Source organism: Methylobacterium sp. WL1 (genome assembly GCF_008000895.1).
Taxonomy (GTDB): Bacteria; Pseudomonadota; Alphaproteobacteria; order Rhizobiales; family Beijerinckiaceae; genus Methylobacterium.
In genome coordinates, this window is record NZ_CP042823.1 from 3,226,408 (window position 1) to 3,246,809 (window position 20,402).

At 68.9% G+C, this 20,402-nt stretch carries 18 protein-coding genes and 2 tRNA genes; 12 read left to right on the forward strand and 8 right to left on the reverse strand.

What is annotated here, in order from left to right:
• Window positions 1–492: 492 nt before the first annotated feature.
• The gene (locus FVA80_RS15735; RefSeq protein WP_147906830.1) at window positions 493–1,269 is read right to left on the reverse strand and encodes a zinc-ribbon domain-containing protein; all 777 of its coding nucleotides are present in this window, start codon (window positions 1,267–1,269) and stop codon (window positions 493–495) included.
• 238 nt (window positions 1,270–1,507) lie between these two features.
• On the opposite strand from FVA80_RS15735, the gene ftsE reads away from it, so the two are divergent.
• The 3 genes from ftsE (at window position 1,508) to FVA80_RS15750 (ending at window position 4,100) form a co-directional block, all read left to right on the forward strand.
• A complete protein-coding gene (ftsE, locus tag FVA80_RS15740; RefSeq protein ID WP_147906829.1) occupies window positions 1,508–2,200 on the forward strand; it encodes a cell division ATP-binding protein FtsE in 693 nt (230 codons plus the stop codon).
• Window positions 2,197–3,165, forward strand: coding sequence for an ABC transporter permease (locus FVA80_RS15745; RefSeq protein ID WP_147906828.1), 969 nt, complete (start codon window positions 2,197–2,199; stop codon window positions 3,163–3,165). The genes ftsE and FVA80_RS15745 overlap by 4 nt, the downstream gene beginning before the upstream one ends.
• A 152-nt stretch (window positions 3,166–3,317) precedes the next feature.
• Window positions 3,318–4,100 carry a YdcF family protein gene (locus FVA80_RS15750; protein ID WP_147906827.1) on the forward strand — a complete coding sequence of 261 codons (783 nt, stop codon included), beginning with the start codon at window positions 3,318–3,320 and terminating at the stop codon, window positions 4,098–4,100.
• A gap of 225 nt (window positions 4,101–4,325) precedes the next feature.
• On the opposite strand, the gene FVA80_RS15755 is transcribed toward FVA80_RS15750, so the two are convergent.
• The 3 genes from FVA80_RS15755 to FVA80_RS15765 all read right to left on the reverse strand — a co-directional run bounded on the left by FVA80_RS15755 (window position 4,326) and on the right by FVA80_RS15765 (window position 5,850).
• The gene (locus tag FVA80_RS15755) at window positions 4,326–4,652 is read right to left on the reverse strand and encodes a hypothetical protein (RefSeq protein WP_147906826.1); all 327 of its coding nucleotides are present in this window, start codon (window positions 4,650–4,652) and stop codon (window positions 4,326–4,328) included.
• Complete coding sequence (ptsN, locus tag FVA80_RS15760) at window positions 4,652–5,119, reverse strand: PTS IIA-like nitrogen regulatory protein PtsN (RefSeq protein ID WP_147906825.1); 468 nt, start codon at window positions 5,117–5,119, stop codon at window positions 4,652–4,654. Before ptsN ends, FVA80_RS15755 begins: the two co-directional genes overlap by 1 nt.
• 134 nt (window positions 5,120–5,253) lie before the next feature.
• Window positions 5,254–5,850 carry an HPF/RaiA family ribosome-associated protein gene (locus tag FVA80_RS15765; RefSeq protein WP_147853104.1) on the reverse strand — a complete coding sequence of 199 codons (597 nt, stop codon included), beginning with the start codon at window positions 5,848–5,850 and terminating at the stop codon, window positions 5,254–5,256.
• Window positions 5,851–6,008: 158 nt separating this feature from the next.
• Between FVA80_RS15765 and FVA80_RS15770 the strand changes: the two genes are divergently transcribed.
• The 7 genes from FVA80_RS15770 to FVA80_RS30575 all read left to right on the forward strand — a co-directional run bounded on the left by FVA80_RS15770 (window position 6,009) and on the right by FVA80_RS30575 (window position 12,808).
• Window positions 6,009–7,586: a glucan biosynthesis protein gene (locus FVA80_RS15770; protein WP_246691968.1), complete on the forward strand. Its 1,578-nt coding sequence runs from the start codon at window positions 6,009–6,011 to the stop codon at window positions 7,584–7,586.
• Between the two features lie 122 nt (window positions 7,587–7,708).
• The gene (gene mdoH, locus FVA80_RS15775; protein WP_246692424.1) at window positions 7,709–9,808 is read left to right on the forward strand and encodes a glucans biosynthesis glucosyltransferase MdoH; all 2,100 of its coding nucleotides are present in this window, start codon (window positions 7,709–7,711) and stop codon (window positions 9,806–9,808) included.
• Window positions 9,809–10,001: 193 nt separating this feature from the next.
• Window positions 10,002–10,223: a hypothetical protein gene (locus FVA80_RS15780; RefSeq protein ID WP_147906822.1), complete on the forward strand. Its 222-nt coding sequence runs from the start codon at window positions 10,002–10,004 to the stop codon at window positions 10,221–10,223.
• 42 nt (window positions 10,224–10,265) lie between these two features.
• Window positions 10,266–11,180 carry a LysR family transcriptional regulator gene (locus FVA80_RS15785; RefSeq protein ID WP_147906821.1) on the forward strand — a complete coding sequence of 305 codons (915 nt, stop codon included), beginning with the start codon at window positions 10,266–10,268 and terminating at the stop codon, window positions 11,178–11,180.
• 120 nt (window positions 11,181–11,300) lie between these two features.
• Window positions 11,301–12,047: a glucose 1-dehydrogenase gene (locus FVA80_RS15790; RefSeq protein ID WP_147906820.1), complete on the forward strand. Its 747-nt coding sequence runs from the start codon at window positions 11,301–11,303 to the stop codon at window positions 12,045–12,047.
• Window positions 12,048–12,080: 33 nt separating this feature from the next.
• Window positions 12,081–12,479 carry a cupin domain-containing protein gene (locus tag FVA80_RS15795; RefSeq protein ID WP_147906819.1) on the forward strand — a complete coding sequence of 133 codons (399 nt, stop codon included), beginning with the start codon at window positions 12,081–12,083 and terminating at the stop codon, window positions 12,477–12,479.
• A gap of 170 nt (window positions 12,480–12,649) precedes the next feature.
• Window positions 12,650–12,808, forward strand: a complete 159-nt coding sequence (locus FVA80_RS30575) for a hypothetical protein (RefSeq protein WP_187193372.1) — start codon at window positions 12,650–12,652, stop codon at window positions 12,806–12,808.
• A gap of 11 nt (window positions 12,809–12,819) precedes the next feature.
• Here FVA80_RS30575 and FVA80_RS15800 read toward each other — a convergent pair whose 3' ends face one another.
• Window positions 12,820–13,020 carry a hypothetical protein gene (locus FVA80_RS15800; protein ID WP_147906818.1) on the reverse strand — a complete coding sequence of 67 codons (201 nt, stop codon included), beginning with the start codon at window positions 13,018–13,020 and terminating at the stop codon, window positions 12,820–12,822.
• Between the two features lie 395 nt (window positions 13,021–13,415).
• Between FVA80_RS15800 and FVA80_RS15805 the strand changes: the two genes are divergently transcribed.
• Window positions 13,416–15,731: a Tex family protein gene (locus tag FVA80_RS15805; protein WP_147906817.1), complete on the forward strand. Its 2,316-nt coding sequence runs from the start codon at window positions 13,416–13,418 to the stop codon at window positions 15,729–15,731.
• A 91-nt stretch (window positions 15,732–15,822) separates the two neighbouring features.
• On the opposite strand, the gene FVA80_RS15810 is transcribed toward FVA80_RS15805, so the two are convergent.
• The 3 genes from FVA80_RS15810 to FVA80_RS15820 form a co-directional block, all read right to left on the reverse strand.
• Window positions 15,823–17,016: a flagellin gene (locus tag FVA80_RS15810; RefSeq protein ID WP_147906816.1), complete on the reverse strand. Its 1,194-nt coding sequence runs from the start codon at window positions 17,014–17,016 to the stop codon at window positions 15,823–15,825.
• Window positions 17,017–17,675: 659 nt separating this feature from the next.
• Window positions 17,676–19,763 (reverse strand): tetratricopeptide repeat protein, encoded by a 2,088-nt coding sequence (locus FVA80_RS15815; RefSeq protein WP_246691969.1) that lies wholly within the window; start codon window positions 19,761–19,763, stop codon window positions 17,676–17,678.
• 219 nt (window positions 19,764–19,982) lie between these two features.
• Window positions 19,983–20,069 (reverse strand) — tRNA-Ser (locus FVA80_RS15820).
• A gap of 167 nt (window positions 20,070–20,236) precedes the next feature.
• Between FVA80_RS15820 and FVA80_RS15825 the strand changes: the two genes are divergently transcribed.
• Window positions 20,237–20,310, forward strand: a tRNA-Gln gene (locus tag FVA80_RS15825).
• Window positions 20,311–20,402: the final 92 nt, after the last annotated feature.

Genomic DNA, 20,402 nt, shown 5'->3' on the forward strand with positions numbered 1-20,402 from the left:
CTGACCTAGAGTTTCAGATCCGTTCTCAAGAGGCAATAGGCGAGCAAAATCGTCACTGCGCCGCAGATCACGGCGGAAGGAAACCCTTTCCGGACCTGAAACTCCTTGTCGCGTCAGTTAAAAGTAGACGCAAAACCCTCGACGATTTCCGAAAATCGCCGACCGTTACAGGTCACCGTTGCCGCCCAAATCTCATCACATGGCATCCCTCGTGCGCGTCGCCCGGACGACGAGATCAAGAACAGTGGTCCCTGGCCGCCGCCCGATCCTGTCCGTCGACGCGGCATCGGAGATCGATCTAGCGCCGCCGCAGGCTGTGCGATGTGCGGATCGATCCCGGCTGACGACCGAGAAAGCCATGCGGATGGATTTGACCTGCCGTCCTGCCGAGACCGCAGGTCAATTGCCGCATAGAGAATTCCACGGCGGCATCCCGACGCGCGATGTCGATCGATCCCACTTCCGGCCGACCGGAGCCGGCTTCGATTCGCTTCAGTGGCCGCCGGGCGGAGCTTGGGCGTCATCGCGTGCGGTCTCGGCATCGGCGAAGCGGAGGATCACGGCCCGGCCCGATGCGGGCGGGCTCGTCAGGGTGCCGCGGAACCGCGCGGTCTCGGCCATCCCGAGCACGGCCCGCGGCGGCGCGACCGGGAAGGATCGGATCACGCGTCCGGCGGCGTCGCGGATCTCGGCGCTCAGCGCCGCCACCGGTACGTCGGTCCGGGCGACTCCGACGAGGTCACCCTCGATCACAAGTTCCGCCGGACGGCCATCCTCGGCCGGATTCCTGAAGGCCACGACATCCCGGATCTCGATGCCGCGGAGGTTCACCGGCAAGCCGACCCGGGCGAACAGGGCGGCGGCCTGCGGGACCGCCCGGACCACGCTGGCACGGGCAAGGCAGATCAGAGGCACGGCCGCCAGCAAGGTCAGCCCGACGGCGAGGGATGGCGACAGGCCCTGAACGCTGCGCCAGCCCTTGGCGCGGTCGGCTCGCGGCGATGCGCGCCGGCGGGCTCGTGGTGGCTCAGGCACGTCGGTGGCCGCCCGGACCGTGGCGGAGGCTTCTTGCCAGGCTGCGTCGGCGACCGGATCGGGCTCCGCCTCAGCCCGCTCGGCCAACTCGGCCTCGTGACCGGCCAGTACGTCGGCGGGGGTGATGAACCAGGTTTCGCGGCAGGCGGCGCAGCGGACCGAGCGGCCCTCCATGCCGACCTTGCCGGCATCGAGCCGGTATTCGCTGGCGCAGCTCGGGCAGACGATCAGCATACGCGGGCCATTCGCTCAGGGCGCTCGCCTCCGGTCCGGCGGGCAGGTACCGTTCGGGATCGCATCCCCCGTCCGATCGTCCAAGTTGGAGCCGGACGGCAAAATCAGTTGAGAAAGCGTGGCCGAAGAGGGTTAAGCGTCAGTGAAAGCTGACCGGCCTTGAAAACGCCCGCCCATCCGGCGATTTCGGCACCTTGGATCGGCGAAACCCGGCACGGCTTTGAACGTACAGGCGAGCATGAAGAGCCTGCTGCCCGGCGCGGAGCGGCCGGTGGTGCAGTTCGAGAACGTCGGCATGCGCTACGGCCTCGGGCCGGAGGTGCTGTCGGACGTGAGTTTCCGGATCGCGCCGCGTTCGTTCCAGTTCCTCACCGGGCCGTCGGGCGCCGGCAAGACGACGCTGCTGCGCCTGATCCTGCTGTCGGTGCGCCCGACCCGCGGCCTCGTCTCGATCTTCGGCGAGGAGGTCAGCGGCATCTCCGCGAAGGCGCTTACCGGACTGCGGCGGCGTATGGGGGTTGTGTTCCAGGATTTCCGCCTGCTCGATCACCTCACCACCTACGAGAACGTGGCGCTGCCGCTCCGCGTCCAGGGCCGGTCGGAGACCAGCTATCGCGCAGAGGTGGTGGAGTTGCTGCGCTGGGTCGGCCTCGGGGAGCGCATGCACGCCCTGCCGCCCCTCCTGTCGGGCGGGGAGAAGCAGCGCGCGGCCATCGCCCGGGCGCTGATCGCCCGGCCGGACCTGCTGCTCGCGGACGAACCCACCGGCAACGTCGATCCCGGGCTGGGGCGCCGCCTGCTGCGACTGTTCCTTGAATTAAACAAGCTCGGGACCTCGGTGATCATCGCGACCCACGATTTCGGCATCATGGACGCCGTCGACGCCCGCCGCATGGTGCTGGGCGAAGGCGGGCTGCGGATCGAGGAATGAGCGCCCCCGCGACGGCCCGGCCCAAACCAGCTTCCGCGTCCGGCCCGGCGGATCCGGTCCTGCCCACGGGCCTGCGCCGCAACGCCGCCCTGGTCCCCACCGACACCGCGGCCGGGCGGTCGCTGGCGGCCGTCATCGCGATCCTGACCTTCCTGGCGGGCCTCTGTGCGGGCGCCGCCGAAATCGTCGCCACGAATGCCGGGCAATGGCAGGGCGACGTCGCCCAGGAAGTCACGATCCAGGTACGGCCCGGCCCCGGCCGGGAAGTCGACGCCGACGTCGCCCGGGCCGAGACCATCGCCAAGTCCGAACCCGGGATCGCCGAAGCGCGGGTGTTCTCCAAGGCGGAGGCCGAGCGGCTTCTGGAACCCTGGCTCGGCAGCGGGCTCGATCTGTCGGACCTGCCTGTCCCGCGCCTGATCGCACTCAAGCTCGCCGACAACCGGAGCGCGGACCTGAAGCGCTTGCGTACCCGTCTGACCGAGGCGCTGCCCGGGGTGGCGAGCCTCGACGACCACGCGCTCTGGCTCCAACGGCTCTCGACGGCGGCCAACGCGTTCGTGGGCATCGGCATCGGGATGGTGGTGCTGGTGCTGGTCGCCACCGGTCTAGCCGTCACCTTCGCGACGCGGGGTGCCATGGCGGGCAACCGCGAGGTGGTGGAGGTGCTTCACTTCGTCGGTGCCGACGACGACTACATCGCCCGCGCGTTCCAGCGCCGGTTCTTCGGGCTGGGTCTACGCGGGGGTGCGATCGGTGCCGGCCTGGCGATCCTGGCTTTCGCGATCGCCGGACTGCTGGCCCGGGCGGCCCGGTCCGGCCCGGCCGGACAGGAGGTCGAAGCCCTGTTCGGCGCCGTCCAGGTCGGGCTGCGCGGTTATGCCAGCGTGATCCTGATTGGCGTGATTGCCTCGCTGGTCACGGGGATCGTCTCGCGGATCACCGTCCGGCGCTTCCTGTCCTGACCGCGTAACAACATGGCCATGCAGGGGAAACAGGGGGTCGCGGCAAACCGTTAAGGGTTGGGAAAGGTTATCGCGGCGGTGTGGATGGGGTCGATCGGGCCGCCTCCGGGCCGCCGCATTCGGCGCCGATCCTCCGGAGGATGACCACGCGGATGCAACGCGCACCGGCCCCCTACCCGACCGACGCCCTCGGTTGGGCCTGGAACGAGCGGGTTCTCCCGCGCCGCGGTCCCGCACCGGCGCGGTCGCATCCCCGGCACCGGCTCGCCGTCTGGGTTTGCGGACTTGCCGCCTGCGCCGGCAGCCTGGCCCTCTTCGTCGGCTTCCTGGTCTTCGTCAGCGCGCTGGCCCGGCACGAGCGGAGCCCGGCCGATCGGGCCGACGGGATCGTTGCGTTAACCGGTGGGGCGCAGCGGATCGGCGACGCAATCGATTTGCTGGCCGGCGGCTACGGGCGACGCCTTCTCATCACCGGTGTCAACGAGCGCACGAGCCGCGACGAGATCACCCGGCTGAACCCGACCCAGCGCGCCCTGATCGCCTGCTGCGTCGATCTCGACTACAGGGCCCGCAACACCATCGGCAATGCTATTGAGACCCGTCGCTGGATGCGGGCGCACCGCTTCAACACCGTCGCGGTGGTGACCTCGAACTACCACATGCCGCGCACGCTCATCGAGCTCGACCACGCGCTCCAGGACAGCGACCGCGTCCTGCCGCATCCGGTCGTAACCGAGGGTCTGGATGCCGACCGCTGGTGGCGGAGCCCGCCCACGGCCAGGCTCCTCGCCTCCGAATACGTGAAGTTCCTGGCGAGCTGGGTCCGCACCCGCTTCGAGGACGATCCGGAGCGCTCCCGGGCGGCGATCCTGATCGGCCGCGGCAAACCGGTGAAGATGGTGGCCGAGCCGCTGATGATGCGCGGACTCGATTGAGATTTTCGGATGACGATCCGTCGTCCGATCTACCGAGCCGGCCGTGTCCTAGCGCGGCCCCGCAGGCGAGCCCCCGAATCGGGAGCCGCCGACAGGGCAAGACCTGGATTTATTGTGACCAAGGATCCGTGGCTCCGCTGCGCGGACCCGGACTGACAGGGTCGATGGTCGAGCGAGAGTAGAAGCGGCGACGATAAACCGGGCGCTTAATCGCGAGGCCAGACCTCAATGCGCGCCGCAGCGCGCTTTGATCGCCGCCGAGAACTCTCGGTCCGAGCCTTGCACCTGGGCGAGGCTCCGGGCACGCTCGGAACCCGAGAGGCAGCGTCCGTAAACGCTCGCGACCCGGCGCATCGTGTCGACGTGGCGGCGCCAGATGCGGCAGTTCTTGGCATCGTCGCCATCCGCCTGTTCGAGTTGCTCCAGGGCCTGACGCTGCATCGACTGGGCCACCAGGACATCCCGGCCGCAGGTGGCTTCACCCTGCGCCTGCGCGACGCTGGGCAGCACCCCGAGGATCACCAGGATCGCGGCGACACGGAACATCGGCATCAGGCGGCCTGCGGCGCCGTCGAGCGGGTGAGCAAAGCATAGAGCGCGCTGGCATCGCGGGCGGCGCGGATATGGTTGAGCATGCCGGGCTCGCGAAGAACCCGGGCGACCTGGGCCAGCGCCTTCAGGTGATCGGCACCCGCGCCTTCGGGGGCGAGCAGCAGGAACGCGATGTCCACCGGCTGTCCGTCCAGGGCCTCGAAATCCACCGGGCGGTCGAACCGGGCGAACAGGCCGAACAACCGGTCGAGCCCCGGCAGCTTGCCATGCGGGATCGCCACGCCGTCGCCGATTCCGGTCGAGCCGAGGCGCTCGCGCTGGAGCAGCGTATCGAACACAGGTCGCTCGTCGAGCGCCGGCAGCCGGCGCACGGCTTGCGCCGCGAGCTCCTGAAGCACCTGCTTCTTGGCCCGCGCGCGCAGCGACTGCACGACCGATTCGGGGTCGAGGAATTCCAGAATTGGCATCGATCGACCGTTGCCCCGTCACCCATCCACGTCGGAACGGGCCTCGTCGCAGAGGCGTATCGGATGACGCCCCTGACTATCAATGGGCCGGAGAACGGGCCGGTTCCGGCTCCGTTCCTCCCGGTCCACACGCGTCAGTCGACGGCGCCCGGCGGGTCCACCCAGCCGATCGCACCATCGCTGCGCCGGTATACGACGTTGACGCGCCCGGTGCCAGCGTGGACGAACACAACCACTGGGGATCCCGTCATGTCGAGCGCGGTCACCGCCTCGCCGATGGTCCGGCGCTGCAGGGTTTTGGTGCTCTCGGCAACGATCGGCGGGTGGGCATCGCCGTCCTCCGGCTCATCCTCGTCCACCTCGTCCGGCGGGGCGAACACAGCGTAGGCAGCCTCGATCGCCGCGGGATCGTTGGGGCCGGTGGCGTGCTGCTTCAACCGATGCTTGTAGCGGCGCAGGCGCGTCTCGAGCTTGTCGGCGGTCTGCTCGAAGCTCGACCGCGCGTCGTGGGCGACGCCGACCGCCTCGATGGTCAGCCCCGACACGAGGTGCAGGACGCAATCCGTGCGGTAGGCCGTTCCGTCGCGCCGGAGCGTGACGTGGCCGGTGCAGGAATCGCTCATGTGCGAGTCGAGATACTTCGTCAAAGTCGCGGACATCCGCTCATCGACACGGCCGCGCAGACTCTCTCCGAGATCCACGCCGTGGCCTGTGACCCGCAACGATCCCATGCTTCCTCCCCCGTGCGATTCAGTCCCAAGAATTAGAGAGCCGGCTTGCTCTAAGTCAACGGACTCGCGCCCGTTCCGTCGGGGTCGCGGCTTAACCCTGGGTTCAGCCGGCCTCCCGGTATACAGGCACCGTTCCGACACCTGAGATGCAGGCCCGCATGACCACCGCCGACGGATTCGCCGCCGCCCCCACCCGCCGTGCCCTGTTGGCCGGAGCCGTGGGTATCGCCGCGGGATCCCCTGCCGGCGATCGCGCGCGCGGCCGATCCGGCCGGCGCCAACCCGGCGACGACCCTGCCGGGCGCCGGCGCGCCGTTCGAGGCCGGACCCTCGCCGACATCGCCCGGGCCCGGGCCTCCGCGCCCTACGCGGCGCCGAAGACCGACGAGGTGCCGGCGGTGCTGAAGGGGTTGTCCCGGGACGCCTACGAGGCGATCCACCCGGTGCCCGGCCGCGCGGTCTGGGCCGGCCGGGACTTCGGCTACGAGATCGAGCCGCTGCTGCGCGGGTCGATCTTCGACACGCCGGTGTCCCTCTTCGTCGTCGAGAACGGGCTGGTGCAGCCGATCGCCTACGACAGGGACAGCCTGATCGCCGCCAACATCGCCCTGCCGGAGCTGAACGCCGACACCGCCTTCTCGGGGTTCCGCCTGCGCGCCCGCTTCGGCGACGGGACCGAGTTGTCGAACTTCGCGCTGTTCCAGGGCGCCTCGTTCTTCCGCCTGGTGGCCGAGGGCCAGGATTTCGGCATTAACGCCCGGGCGCTCGCCCTGCGACCGGCCGATTCCCGCGGCGAGGAATTCCCGCTGTTCCGCGCCCTGTTCATCGAGGTACCAGCGCCCGGGCGGCCGATCGTCGTCCACGCGCTGGTCGAGTCGGAATCGGCCGCCGCCGCGTTCAAGCTCACGTTGATGCCGGGCCGCGAGGCCTCCGTGGCCGGGATCGACGGTACCGTGTTCGCCCGGGCCGAGCTCGACCATATCGGCCTCGGCGGCATGCAGGGCAGCTACCTGTTCGGGTCGCTCGACCGGCAGAAGGTCGACGACCTGCGCGCCGCCGCCTTCTCGGTGGAGGGGCTGGCGATCCGCAACGGCTACGGCGAGCCGATCTGGCGCCCGGTGCACAATCCCGAGGCGCTGCAGGTCTCGGCCTTCCTGGACCGGGGGCCGAAGGGTTTCGGCCTGATGCAGCGCGCCCGCTCGTACGACGACTTCGAGGACGACCGCCGGCGCTGGGAGCGGCGCCCGTCCCTGTGGATCGAGCCGCAGGACGATTGGAGCGAGGGGGCCGTGACGCTTCTCGAAATCCCGAGCGATTCCGAGCTGAACGAGAACGTGTTCGCCTACTGGCGCCCGAAGGCAAAGCTCGCCAAGGGCGGCGAGATGCGCTTCCTCTGCCGCCAGCACTGGTCCAGGGGATGGCCCGATCCGCTGCCCCCCGAACTCGCCCGGGTGAAGGATAGCCGGTGCGGCCACGGCAGCACCGGCAACCGGCGCCTGTTCGCGGTCGATTTCGAGGGTGATGGAATGACCCGGCCCGAGGAGATCGAGGTGGCGCTCAGCGCCTCCGCCGGGACGATCGCCCGGCAGGACCGGTTCTCCTATCCCGAGCGCCGGACCCTGCGGGTGCTGTTCGAGCTCGATCCCGGCAGCGAGCGGGCGAGCGAATTGCGTCTCGGACTCCGGCGCGGCCAGGAGCGGGCCAGCGAGACCTGGCTGTTCCGCTGGACGCCGTAATTTTTCGTCGCCCATCATCCCGAGGATCACACCCGACCGTGCGCCTGGACGAGACCACCACGTTGACGCCGCCCGCATCCAGCCCGGATGCCGGGACCGCGCGCCCCGACAAGATTGCTGCGATGCCGCCCGAGGCGCCCCTGGCGATGCCGGTGCAGGACCTCTCCAGCTGGGACCGCGCGGCCGGCCACCGGCCGACGCGGCCGCAGAAAAGGCCGTGGGCGGCCCGGCTATTCGTGTTCGGCGGCGCGCTGGCGCTGACCGGTTTCGGCGGATGGCAGATGGTCGAGACCGTGTCGGTTTCGGGCAGCCCGACCGCCCTGCAGCTCGTCCTGGTCGTGCTGTTCTGCCTGACCTTCTCGTGGATCGCGCTGGCCTTCACCAACGGGCTGCTCGGCTTCGCGACGCTCCTGCGCCAGCCGCGTCCGGCCCCGGTCCCGACTGCGCTGCACACCCGCACCGCCGTGCTGATGCCGGTCTACAACGAGGCCACGGCCCGAACCTTTGCCGGCGTCGAGGCCATGCGCGAAGCCGTGGAGGCCACTGGCCTGGGCGGCCATTTCGACTGGTTCGTGCTCTCCGATTCGACGCAAGCCGACGCCTGGATCGCCGAGGAGCGCGCCTTCCTCGACCTGCGCCACCGCCTCGGCCCGGATGCCCGGCTGTACTACCGGCATCGGCCGAAGAACCATCACCGCAAGGCCGGCAATATCGGCGACTTCGTCACCCGCTGGGGCGGCCACTACGACCACATGCTGGTTCTCGACGCCGACAGCCTGATGAGCGGTCCGGCCGTGGTGGCACTCGCGGCCGCCATGGAGGCCGACCCGGATTCGGGCATCGTCCAGACGCTGCCGCTGATCCTCAACCGCAACACCCTGTTCGCCCGCCTCCAGCAATTCGCCGCCCGGATCTACGGGCCGGTGATCGCCGCCGGGCTGTCTGCTTGGTCGGGTCGCGACGGCAATTACTGGGGCCACAACGCGATCATCCGCACGCGGGCGTTCGCCCAGGCCTGCGGGCTGCCGGACCTGCCGGGCAAGCCGCCCTTCGGCGGCCACATCCTGTCCCACGACTTCGTCGAGGCCGCTCTGATCCGCCGCGCCGGCTGGGCGGTCTACATGCTGCCGCAACTGCCCGGCTCCTACGAGGAGAGCCCGCCTTCATTGATCGACGTGGCGGTCCGCGATCGCCGCTGGGCACAGGGCAACCTGCAGCATGCCCGGGTGATCGGGGCGGCCGGCCTGCACCCGGCCACGCGCCAGCACTTCGCCACCGGTATCGCCGGCTACCTCGCCTCCCCGCTCTGGCTGTGCCAGCTCGTGGTTGGTATCCTCCTAGTCCTGCAGACCGCCACGGAGCGGCCGGACTATTTCGGCGGCGCCGGGTTCTCGCCGGTCTTCCCGCGATTCGACCCCGTTCGCGCACTCCAGCTGTTCGGCTTGACCATGGCGGTCCTGCTGGCCCCGAAGCTCCTGGGCCTGATCGTGGCCCTCCTCGATGGGCCGGTGCGCCGGGCCTGCGGCGGCGCCGGCCGGCTGATCCTGTCGAGCCTGGTGGAGGTCCTGCTGTCGGCCCTGGTGGCGCCGGTGGCCATGGTAATCCAGTCCGGCTCGGTGATGGGCATCCTGCTCGGGCGCGACACCGGCTGGAACCCGCAGCGCCGTGACGACGGCTCGATTCCGATGCGCGACATCGTCGCCCGCCATCGCTGGCATACGGCGCTCGGCCTGGTCGCCGGCATCGCAGCCTTCGCGCTCGCGACCTCGCTGTTCCTCTGGATGAGCCCGACGATCCTGGGCTTGGTCTTGGCGATCCCGATCTCCTGGGCCAGCGGCCAGCTCGGCCTCGGGCTGGCACTCAAGAGCCGTCGTCTGCTCGCGACCCCCGAGGAGGCGACCCCGCCGGAGATCGCCGTCCGGGCCGGCATCCTGGCGGCCCGCAACGCCGCACAGGGCCTCGACGAGGCCGACGCGCTGAGCGCGCTCCACGCCGATCCGGTACTGGCCGAGGCCCATGCCCGCATGCTCCCCGTCGGCCTGTCACGGCCCCGAGGGGCCATCGACCCCGACCAGACCCTGGCCACCGCCAAGATCTGCGAGGCCGCAACCGTGGCGGAGGCTCGGGCCTGGCTGTCTCCGAAGGAACGCATGGCACTGCTTCACGACCGCGCCCTCCTCGACCGTCTGGTACGTCTGGATCAGGCCAGCACCGGGGAGTGACCGATGGGGCTCTGGAAGGCGGATGCTTCGGGCTTGAAGTCCTGAAGTACCCGCCCACAGATACCTATCGCCGCACAGGCGGCGACAACGCGCTGCGTTACTGGTACCGTCGAGTATCGCCGGCTGACTGCACGAGCGCCGGTGGCTGAGAGACTCGTCTGGACTCCCGCTCGAACTGCACGGGGGTTTGCCGATGCCGCGCTACTACTTTCACTACCAGGATCACGTGACCAGCCTCGATGAGGACGGTCTGGAGCTTGCGGACCAGCACGCAGCTCGCGTCCAGGCGGTGGTCGCCGCCGCCGAAATGCTGAAGGATCTCGGCGGGACATTCTGGGACAGCCCGAATTGGCGGTTCTGGGTCACGGACGAGAGCGGTGCGGAGGTGTGCGCCCTGCGGATCGCGCCCGGATAGAACCGTTCTCGAATGGTGGCCGCAGGCCTTCGGGACAAGACGATGCGGATCAATCGGACCGATCTCGCCGACCTTGGAACCTTCGTCGCCATCGCGCGCCACCGTAGCTTCAGACGGGCGGGCCTCGCGCTTGGCGTCAGCGCGTCTGCCTTGAGTCACGCACTCAAGGCGATGGAGGCACGCCTCGGCGTGCGCCTCGTCAACCGCACCAGCCGGAGCGTGACTCTGACCGCGGCTGGCGAGGATCTGCTCGCTTCGCTGGACGCACCGTTCGCGGCGATCGGAAGCGCCCTCGACGTGCTCAACCGGCACCGTGAGCCGACCGAGGCCACGGGGCGGATCCGCCTCAACGTGCTCGAACATGCGAGCACGCTCCTGCTTGCCCCGGTTCTACCCCTGTTCCACGCGCGTCATCCGCAGGTGGAGATCGACGTCCGGGTGTCCAACGAGCTGCTCGACGTCGTGGAGACCGGGGCCGATGCGGGCATCCGCTATGGCGGAACGGTGCCCCAGGACATGGTCGCGCAACGCCTGTCGGCCGATCTGCGCTGGGTGGTGGTCGGCGCTCCTGGCTATCTCGACCGGCATGGGACGCCCGATCATCCGTCCGACCTCTTGGCACACCGGTGCCTGCGCATTCGCCTCGGCGACGAGAGCCTCTACCGGTGGGAGTTCGAGAAGGGGTCCGAGGGGTTCGCGATCGACGTTCCGGGCGCGGTGACGATCGACAACACGCACTTCGCCCTCACGCTCGCGGTGGCAGGTGGCGGCCTCGCGTATCTTCCAGAGCCCTGCGTCGGACCCGCCGTGGCCCGAGGCGAGCTGCGGATCGTGCTGGCGGACTGGGTCCCGACGGGCGCGGGCTTCCACCTCTACTATCCCGGACGCCGCCAGCTCCCGACCGGATTGCGGCTCCTCCTGGACCTGATCCGCGCAGTGAAACCGCTCGGCCTGTAGAGGCCGCGCCGCCCGGCGATGAGTTCGACTCATCGTTCCGATGAGGAAGGGACGGCTGACCGGCGACCCGCGCGGGGTCTAGGTCAGGCACCTCATCGAGGTCAGCGGAAAGATAGAGACATGCGCCGTTTCACCGGAAAGGTCGCCTTCATCACGGGTGCTGCCAGCGGCATCGGCCGCGCCGCCGCGCTCGCCTTTGCGCAGGAGGGCGCGCGCGTCGCGATCACCGACCGCACGGAGGCTCCGCTGGAACAGGTTCGCGGCGCAATCGAAGCGGGCGGCGGCGAAGTGCTGGCGATCCGCTGCGACGTGTCAGTGCCGGAGGACGTGGAAAACGCGGTGGCCGGCACGGTCGAGCGGTTCGGCCGGCTCGACTGCGCCTTCAACAACGCGGGCGTCGAGAACACGGCCGCTCCGGTCCACCGGATCGACCTCGACGCGTGGGACCGGATCCTCGCCATCAACCTGCGCGGCACGTTCATGTGCATGAAGCACGAGATCGCGCAGATGCTGCGCCAGGGCGGCGGCGTGGTGGTCAACACCGCGTCCGGCGCGGGCATCCGGGGCGTCGCGGGTGGGGCGAGCTACGCCGCGTCCAAGCATGCCCTGATCGGGCTGACCAAGTCGGCCGCCCTCGATTACGCGAAATCGAACATCCGGGTGAACGCCGTCCTGCCTGGGAACATCGAGACGCCGATGATGGACCGTTTCACCGGTGGCGATATCCAGAAGGCAATCGACCTCGAGCCGGTCGGGCGGCTCGGCAAGCCTGAGGAGATCGCGGAAGCCGTCCTGTGGATGTGCTCCGACCTCGGCGCGTTCGTGACCGGTGCGTCGATTTCCGTCGATGGCGGTTGGTCGCTCTGAGGAACGGTTTCGAGGCGACGGAGGATCGATCGAATGGACATCAAGCGCAGCGGAAGCCAGCCGTCGGGCCCGGGACCGTCCGAGTGGTTCACCGGGACGGTACGGATCGACCCGCTCCACAATGCGCCCGATCCCGCACGCGTCGCCATGGCGAGCGTGACCTTCGAGCCGGGTGCGCGGACCGCGTGGCACACGCACCCTCTCGGCCAGACGCTGATCGTGACTTTCGGGCGCGGTTGGGTCCAGCGCGAGGGCGGTCCCATCGCGGAGGTCGCGCCGGGCGACGTCGTCTGGTTCGAGCCCGGTGAGAGGCACTGGCACGGTGCCACGGCGACGACGGCGATGACCCATATCGCCATCCAGGAGCGGCTGGACGGTCAGGCCGTGACGTGGCTGGAACAGGTGAGCGACGACGCGTTTCACGGCTCGTGACGCGGTAGCCCGCATAACGGTCGGAGGCACTTGCAGTGGAGCGCCCACTCCGACCCGCTCGCCGACGCAGGACCGCGCCCCACATCCGCGGCGGCACATTCGGAATGGCCCGCGTGAGGGCTGATTAACCATTCAGGACCAGGGTCGGCTCAGCCCAAACGGAGCTGTCCATGACCCTGGTGTTCGCGATCCTCCTGCTGCCCCTGGCCCTCGCCATCGTGCTGGCCCGGGGAGAGCCGGTGCGCACCATCAGCTGCCTCGGCGCCATGGGCGTCGGCTGCTTCATCGCCTGCTGGAGCGTGATGGGATTGCTGCGTCACCGCGCCTGACGCCCGGCGCGCTACAGGAAGCCGCCGGCCCGGGGAGCGCCGGCGAGATGCCGCCCGGCCCGGGCCACGAGCTGGGCGAACGCCATCGCGGCCGCCGTGGCCTGCGCCTGAGACGGGAAGTCCCGCCGCGACTCGGCCACGGGCTCCTCGGTCTCGTCCATGAGAACCCAGGTCCACTGCGTCCGGTCGGTGGCGCGAATCTCGAAGCGCACGGGCTGCTCGCCAGTCCAGAACAAGCGGACCCGATTCCGGCACCAATCGACGACGGGGTGATGACGGGTTGCGGCGGATCAATGGACGACCGGGTCAGCCTCATACCTCGGGTCATCCGCAGCGCCATCGGAGATGTTTTCGCGGCGACGGCGCTGGACATGTTTCGGGATACCGTAGAGCCGCTGCCACTCTGCCGTTCGATCGCAAGACCATCGTCGTAATCACGCGTCCCGAACTTGATCCCCCCCTTGGGCGCGGGCGTGCCCCGATGGCGGGGCACGCCCTTAAAGACCGTCAGAGCCGCGGCCGATGAAGGCGGGCGCCTGCCCGGCGCCTTGCATCCGACCGCGCGGCGGCTATGGCAGGGCCCCGCCCTTCGCCCGCCGGAGCCCGCATGACATCCGTGAACGCGCTGATCGCCCAGGAACTCGGGGTCGGGGAGGCGCAGGTCGCCGCAGCCGTGGCGCTCCTCGACGGCGGTGCGACGGTTCCGTTCATCGCACGCTACCGTAAGGAAAATACCGGGGGGCTCGACGACACGCAGTTGCGCAAGCTCGACGAGCGGCTGGTCTACCTGCGCGACCTCAACGACCGCCGGGCCGCCATCGTGGCGAGCGTGCGCGCCCAGGGGAAGCTGACCCCGGCGCTCGCCGCCGCCCTCGACGCTGCCGACACCAAGGCGCGCCTCGAAGACCTCTACCTGCCGTTCAAGCCGAAGCGCCGCTCCAAGGCGCAGACGGCCCGGGAGGCCGGGCTCGAGCCTCTGGCCCAGACCCTGCTGACCAAGCCCGACACCGCCCCCGAGCGCGCAGCTGCGGCGTTCGTGTCCGCCGAGACGGGCATCGCCGACACCGAAGCCGCCCTGGAGGGCGCCAGGGCGATCCTGATCGAGCACCTCGCGGAGGATGCCGATCTGGTCGGCCGCTTACGCGCGGATTTCTGGCGGAGCGGCCAGCTAACGTCGAAGATCCGCAAGGGTAAGGCCGCGGAAGGCGCGAAGTTCTCGGATTACTTCGAATGGAGCGAGCGCCTCGAGCGGATGCCTTCGCACAGGATCCTGGCGATCTTTCGCGGAGAACGTGAGGGCATCCTGGACGTCGCCCTCACCGCCGACGGTGAGGAATGTGAGCCCGGCCGCCCCGGCCCGTTCGAGACCGCGATCTGCAGCCGGCACCGCATCGCCGCGCGGGGCCGGCCGTCCGATGCCTGGCTGCTGGACGTCGTGCGGGTCGCCTGGCGCACCAAGATTCGCACCGGGATCAAGCAGGATCTGCGGACCCGACTGTTCGAGCGCGCCGAGGACGAGGCCGTGAAGGTCTTCGCCGGCAACCTGAAGGATCTGCTGCTCGCAGCCCCCGCGGGCGGCCGGGCGACGTTGGGGCTCGATCCGGGCTACCGGAACGGCGTGAAGGTCGCGGTCGCGGACCGGACCGGGCGGATCGTGGCGGTGGAGACCACCTATCCGCACGAGCCGCAGCGGCGCTGGAAGGAGGCGGTCGCGAGCCTCGGACGCCTCTGCCGCACGCACAAGGTCGAGTTGATCGCCATCGGCAACGGCACAGCTTCCCGGGAGACCGAGCGGCTCGCCTCCGAGATCGTGGCGGCCAATCCTGACCTGACGCTCGCCAAGGTCACGGTGTCGGAGGCCGGCGCCTCGGTCTACTCGGCCTCGGAGATCGCCTCACGGGAACTGCCCGACCTCGACGTGTCCCATCGCGGCGCCGCGTCGATCGCCCGCCGACTGCAGGATCCCCTCGCCGAACTGGTGAAGATCGACCCGAAATCGATCGGAGTCGGGCAGTACCAGCACGACATCAGCGAGACGAAGCTGTCGCGGCAACTCTCGGCGGTGGTCGAGGACGCGGTGAACGCGGTGGGCGTCGATGTGAATACCGCCTCCCCGGCCCTGCTCGCGCAGGTCTCCGGCCTCGGTACGTCGATGGCCGACAGGATCGTGGCGCATCGCGACGCGAACGGCGCGTTCCGGACGCGCACGGCGCTCAAGGCAGTCCAGGGCCTCGGACCCAAGACGTTCGAGCTGGCTGCCGGCTTCCTGCGCATCCAGGGCGGAGACGATCCCCTCGATGCCTCGGGCGTCCACCCGGAATCCTACCCCGTGGTGCGGCGGATTTTGCAGGCGACCAAGAGCGACATCCGGGTGCTGCTGGGCAATGCCGCGACCCTGAGCCAGCTTTCCCCCGAAACCTTCGCGGATGCGCGCTTCGGCACCCCCACCGTGCGCGACATCATCAGCGAGCTGGAGAAGCCCGGCCGCGATCCGCGTCCGGCCTTCCGGACGGCGAGCTTCGAGGAGGGCGTCGAGAGCATCGGCGACCTCCGCCCCGGCATGCAGCTCGAAGGCGTCGTTACGAACGTCGCGGCCTTCGGCGCCTTCGTGGATATCGGCGTCCACCAGGACGGTCTCGTCCACATCTCCGCGATGGCGCGCCGTCGCATCGCCTCTCCTACCGAGGTGGTCCGGACCGGCGAGGTAGTCCGGGTGCTGGTGCTCAGCGTCGACGTTCCGCGCAAGCGCATCGCCCTGTCGATGCGGCTCGATGATCCGATCGAGCCCGGCCCGCCGGTGCGGCGCCCCAGCGATCCGTCGCCGGACCCGAAGCGGATGGGCTCCGGTCCGCCCGCGGAGACGGGCGGCGCCCTCGCGGACGCGCTCCGCCGGGCGGGGGCGACACCCGGCAGGCGAACCTGACGGCGTCCGCATCCGGACAGAACCGGACGCGGTACAAACGGAAACGGCCGGGGCGAGGCCCCGGCCGTTCCGACCATGCGTGAGCCGAGGCTTACCGCAGGAGCTGCAGGATACCCTGCTGCGCCTGGTTCGCCAGCGACAGGGCCGAGATGCCCAGCGACTGACGGGTGGACAGGGCCTGCGAGTTCGCAGCCTCCTGGTTCAGATCAGCCGAGGTCAGGTTCGACGCGCCGGTATCGAGCACGTTGATCAGGTTCTTGCTGAAGTCCTGACGGTTCTGCACCACCGACAGGTTCGAACCGAAGGTCGAGGCGTCGGTACGCAGCTGGCTGGAGGCGGTCGTCAGCTTGCCCAGCGTCGTGTTGATGTCGGAATTGAGGAGGAAGTTGCCCTGCCCGATCGTCGACGTCTTCGCCGAGCTGCTGGTGATCGAGGTCAACCCCAGACCGCTCGAGGTCTCGTCGGTCGCGCTGACCGTGAGGTTCGAGTTGCCCTTCGGGTTGAAGTTGATCGTCAGGTTGTTGTTGTCGCCCTTGCCGTTGATTAGGTTCGTGCCGTTGAAGCTCGAATCGCCGGCCAGCTGATCGATCTGGGTCAGCAGGCTGTTGTACTGCGAGGCGAGCGTCGCCCGGGCCGTCACACCCGACACGCTGAGGTCCGAGCTCTGGCCGGCTGCGGCGGTGGTGCCGTAGGTCGGGCCGGAGGACGCCGTGCCGCCCGAGAAGCCGAGTGCGGTCTGGTCGGCCGAGGTCTTGAATTCCACGTCCGAGGACGCGTTCATCACGATCTTGGTGCCGTCCGTGCTCTTCGAGAAGCTGCCGGCGCCGACCGCGGTGTTGAGCTTGGTCAGGGCCTGGTCGAGGGTGTCGGTCGAGGCCAGCGCGACGGTGGTCGCGGAGCCGTTGACGTAGAGGTTCAAGGTGGTGGCGGCGGCCGGGGCCGAGTAGGCGGTCGAGGCGGTACCGGTGGTGGTGATCTGGGTGGACAGCGCCTGGTTGGCGACCGACTTGGCCTGATCGACCAGCTTCTGGATCGAGGTGATGCCCTGGTTGGCGGCCTGGATCGACTGGATCCCGTTCGAGATACCGTCGAGCAGGTTGCCGAGGTCACCCGAGCGCTGGCTGAGGGACTGCGAAGTAAAGAAGCTCACCGGGTTGTCGAGCGCCGAGGAAACCTTCAGGCCGGTGGAGAGCCGGTTCTGGGTGGTCGCGGTCAGCGAGGCCGTATCCTGCAGCGAGAGCAGGTTCTGGCGGGTGGCGGCGGTGAGGGTGACGTTGGAAGACATCGGGACGATCCTTTTGATCGAGAAGCCGTCTTATTGGCGGCTCCTGCGATGTATCGTCCAACCGCTTGCCGAGCAATTAATTCGATCTCTGAAAAAATGTTTCCGTGCGGCATGGTTAAAAATATTGATCCGACACTGATCAAACGCACTGTTTTCGGACCAACAGGTCGAATACTTTGGCCTACAGAACCAAATACCGAAATCGTTACGGTGAAACGCACTCTTTCTAGCAGTTATTTTCATAGTAGTATTTGTTTTCCCAAATCGATACGGCGCAGCCCAATTCCGTCCTTGTTCTGGATACCATTCCCAGAGCATCGAAAATCCAAACGTCGGCTCCTGGTGCTCTGGGCGTCACGGTCGTGAGCCATTGCCGGCTCGTCCAAACAACCGGCGGTGCAAGGCCTGCGCTTCCAACAGTTCGATCTCCGAGCGCTCGCCGCTCAGGTGGATACCGGTTCGGCGTCAGCCAGCGCATCGAATCCAGGACTTGGAGCCGCGCGCGGAGGCACTCAGCCTCGCATAGGGGAACCGATCCATTGCGCCCATCGCAACAACGCAGGACGGGAGGGCGCCACGTCGCAGCGCAGCCATCACGCGGGGCCCGGAGACCCGGATCGTCAGCGGGCTATCGGCGAAGCCCGGTCCCGAGTGTACGATCAGACCTGCGCGCCGGAAAGCCAGCAGCGCCACATGCCCCGGAACGCCACCGCGACATCCTCGGCCAAGCTGGCGTGGTCCATGAGCGCGCTGCCGTGCAGACGCTCGCGAAGCCCGCTCCGGATCCCGCGAAGGCGCTCCGGATCCGTGGCCAGATCCCGGGCGATCGCGACGTAGGCGTCCTCAGTGTCGGCGATCAGATCGGGAAGGTCCATCGCCGTGAGTACCGAAACGCCCGTGCGTGCCGCCGCGTGTGCGCCACGCAGGGTCACGAACGGCACCCCCATCGACAGGGTGTCGTAGCTCGTCGTGCCGCCGTTGTAAGGGTACGGATCCAGGGCGATATCCACCCGGTGGTAGAGTTCGTGGTAACCGGTGTTGACCCGAGGCTGGAAGACCACCCGATCGAGGGGCATCCCCGCCGCGGCGAGGCGCGTATCGACCGCCTCGCGGACTTCCGCGGTTCCGATATCGCCCACCACCATGAACAGACGCGCGTCAGGCACCGCCAGCAGGATGTCGGCCCAGGTCTTCAGGGCCGCGTCGCACACCTTGGTCAGGCGGTTGAAGCAGCCGAAGGTGATGTATCCCGCATCCTCGAAAGGCGCGCGCTCGCGGACGGGCGGCAGGTCGTCGACGCCCCTGTAGGTCGCCGTGACCCGCGGCAGGCGCCAGAGCCGCTCCGCGTGCAGGGGCTCGGCTAGGCCGGGCGGGTCCGTGATCGGGTCGGTCATGCGGTAGTCGATGGCCGCCAGCCCGGTGGTGCCGGGATGCCCGATCCAGGTCGCCTGGACCGGCGCGGGCTTGCGCGCGAACACGAGCAGACGGTTGCCGGCGCTGTGCCCGGAGAGATCGACCAGGATGTCGATGGCGTCGGCCTCGATCCGGTCGGCCGCAGCGTCGTCGTCCAGGCAGGCGAGGTTGGTCCAGCCGTCGAACAGCGGCTTGAGTCGCTCGGAAATCGCGTCCTCGCTCGCGTGGGTCATGTAGGCCTGTATCGAGAAGGCCTCCCGGTCGACGGCGCGCAGGTAGGGCTCGAAGAAGCGGACCAGGGCGTGGTTGCAGAGATCGCCAGAGACGAAGCCGATGCGCAGCCGGCGCTCCGGGTCGCGATCGTTGGCGAAGGGGCGGCGGCGCAGCAACGGATCCGCGTAGCGGCGGCCATAGGCCAGCGCATCGTCGGCGTATTCCGTGTGCGGGATATCCGCCGCGTAGAGCTTGGCGAACAGGCGGTTGGAGGCGACGAACAGCTTGGACGGGTCGAGATCGAGGGCGCGGTCGAACGCCTCCACGGCCTCGCCCAGGCGCCCGAGGGCTAGCAGAGCACTGCCGCGGTTGCTGTGCGCGCCGGCATTCTCGGGCTCCAGCACGATCGCCCGCTCGGCATGCCGCAGGGCTTCGCCGTAGCGGAAGCGCCGCTGGTAGACGCCGGCGATGTTGGCATGCGCGATCGCGAGATCGGGATCGAGCTCGAGGGCCTTCTCGAGCGCCGAGATGGCGCCGTCATGGTCGCCGCGGTTGGTCAGCACGGAGCTGAGCCCGCTGAAGAACAGCGGGTTCTCCGGCTCGCGGTAGAGCGCGATGCTGATCAGGTCGTAGGCCAGTTCGGGCCGGTTCGTCCGGGCCGCGATGGCGCCGGCGAGATAGGTTGCGTGCGCGTGGCTGTCGTCGAGGAGCAGAACCAGGTCGAGCAGGGCCTCCGCCGGCAGGAACTCGCCGTGATCGTAGCGGATCTGCGCCGCCGCGAAGGTACGCTCCAGGAACGCCGCGATGAGCGGCTGCGCCTCGGGCCCGAAGCCTTGCGCCTTGTAGCGCTCAAGGATCGCGCGCGCATCGGGCTGCCGTTCGACGGCCAGCAGCGCGGTGGCGAGCGCCAGCCAGTAGCCCGGTCGCTCCGGGGCGCCCCGCAGCGCCGTGACGAAATGGGCCACAGCCTTCTCGGGCGTGCGGCTGGCGGCGATCTGGCCGAGTTCGTAATGCGCTTCGGGATGGTTCGGCTCGGCATCGAGCAAACGGCGCAGGCTCGATTCGGCCCGATCGAAGCGCCCTGACGCGCGATGGTCCCGAGCCTTCGTGAGGCTGCGCATGGCAGCCGCCCCCGACGCAGCACCGCGTGCCCGCCCGCCATACTGATCGAGCATTCCGCGCCCTCCCGTCGCGCGGAGATTGCGAATGCATCCTTAAGGGCGCGTAAATCCGAGGCTGGACTTCGTTATCATGCGCATCGGACCACTTTGGATCCGTCGCGCGAGCCGACGCACCGTATGTCCAGAGCGGCGAAACCGCTTCGCAGGAAGGCGCGGCGGCGGAAGGGGTGGGATTCGAACCCACGGTAGAGTTGCCCCCACGGCGGTTTTCAAGACCGCTGCCTTAAACCACTCGGCCACCCTTCCCGGCCGCGCCTGCGGCCCCCCGGTTATGGCTGCCCCGGGCGCCGCGTCAACCGCAGAACGAGCGGTTGACCTGCCACCGCATTCCGCCTATCTCACCGCCCACGCCCGAGCCGCCATGTCGGCGCGGACGTTGTTCGGTCGTGCCGACCTTGGGCCTACCGACGCGATGGGGGATAGTTTAACGGTAGAACGGTGGACTCTGACTCCTCTAGTCCTGGTTCGAATCCAGGTCCCCCAGCCATCGAATTCAGCCCGCCCGGTCAGTGACTTGGCGGGTTTTTCGTTGCCTGAATGCGCTCAGCAACCGGTTCGACACGATGTGCGGGTTTGCCA

Coding starts and splice junctions, on each gene's coding strand:
- FVA80_RS15780 (WP_147906822.1), top strand. CDS start 10,002: ATGCCGCGCTACTACTTTCACTACCAGGATCACGTGACCAGCCTCGAT.
- FVA80_RS15750 (WP_147906827.1), top strand. CDS start 3,318: ATGCAACGCGCACCGGCCCCCTACCCGACCGACGCCCTCGGTTGGGCC.
- FVA80_RS15765 (WP_147853104.1), bottom strand. CDS start 5,850: ATGGGATCGTTGCGGGTCACAGGCCACGGCGTGGATCTCGGAGAGAGT.
- ptsN (WP_147906825.1), bottom strand. CDS start 5,119: ATGCCAATTCTGGAATTCCTCGACCCCGAATCGGTCGTGCAGTCGCTG.
- FVA80_RS15795 (WP_147906819.1), top strand. CDS start 12,081: ATGGACATCAAGCGCAGCGGAAGCCAGCCGTCGGGCCCGGGACCGTCC.
- FVA80_RS15810 (WP_147906816.1), bottom strand. CDS start 17,016: ATGTCTTCCAACGTCACCCTCACCGCCGCCACCCGCCAGAACCTGCTC.
- FVA80_RS15735 (WP_147906830.1), bottom strand. CDS start 1,269: ATGCTGATCGTCTGCCCGAGCTGCGCCAGCGAATACCGGCTCGATGCC.
- FVA80_RS15785 (WP_147906821.1), top strand. CDS start 10,266: ATGCGGATCAATCGGACCGATCTCGCCGACCTTGGAACCTTCGTCGCC.
- FVA80_RS15815 (WP_246691969.1), bottom strand. CDS start 19,763: ATGCGCAGCCTCACGAAGGCTCGGGACCATCGCGCGTCAGGGCGCTTC.
- FVA80_RS15755 (WP_147906826.1), bottom strand. CDS start 4,652: ATGCCGATGTTCCGTGTCGCCGCGATCCTGGTGATCCTCGGGGTGCTG.
- FVA80_RS15790 (WP_147906820.1), top strand. CDS start 11,301: ATGCGCCGTTTCACCGGAAAGGTCGCCTTCATCACGGGTGCTGCCAGC.
- FVA80_RS30575 (WP_187193372.1), top strand. CDS start 12,650: ATGACCCTGGTGTTCGCGATCCTCCTGCTGCCCCTGGCCCTCGCCATC.
- ftsE (WP_147906829.1), top strand. CDS start 1,508: ATGAAGAGCCTGCTGCCCGGCGCGGAGCGGCCGGTGGTGCAGTTCGAG.
- mdoH (WP_246692424.1), top strand. CDS start 7,709: ATGCCGCCCGAGGCGCCCCTGGCGATGCCGGTGCAGGACCTCTCCAGC.
- FVA80_RS15770 (WP_246691968.1), top strand. CDS start 6,009: ATGACCACCGCCGACGGATTCGCCGCCGCCCCCACCCGCCGTGCCCTG.
- FVA80_RS15805 (WP_147906817.1), top strand. CDS start 13,416: ATGACATCCGTGAACGCGCTGATCGCCCAGGAACTCGGGGTCGGGGAG.
- FVA80_RS15745 (WP_147906828.1), top strand. CDS start 2,197: ATGAGCGCCCCCGCGACGGCCCGGCCCAAACCAGCTTCCGCGTCCGGC.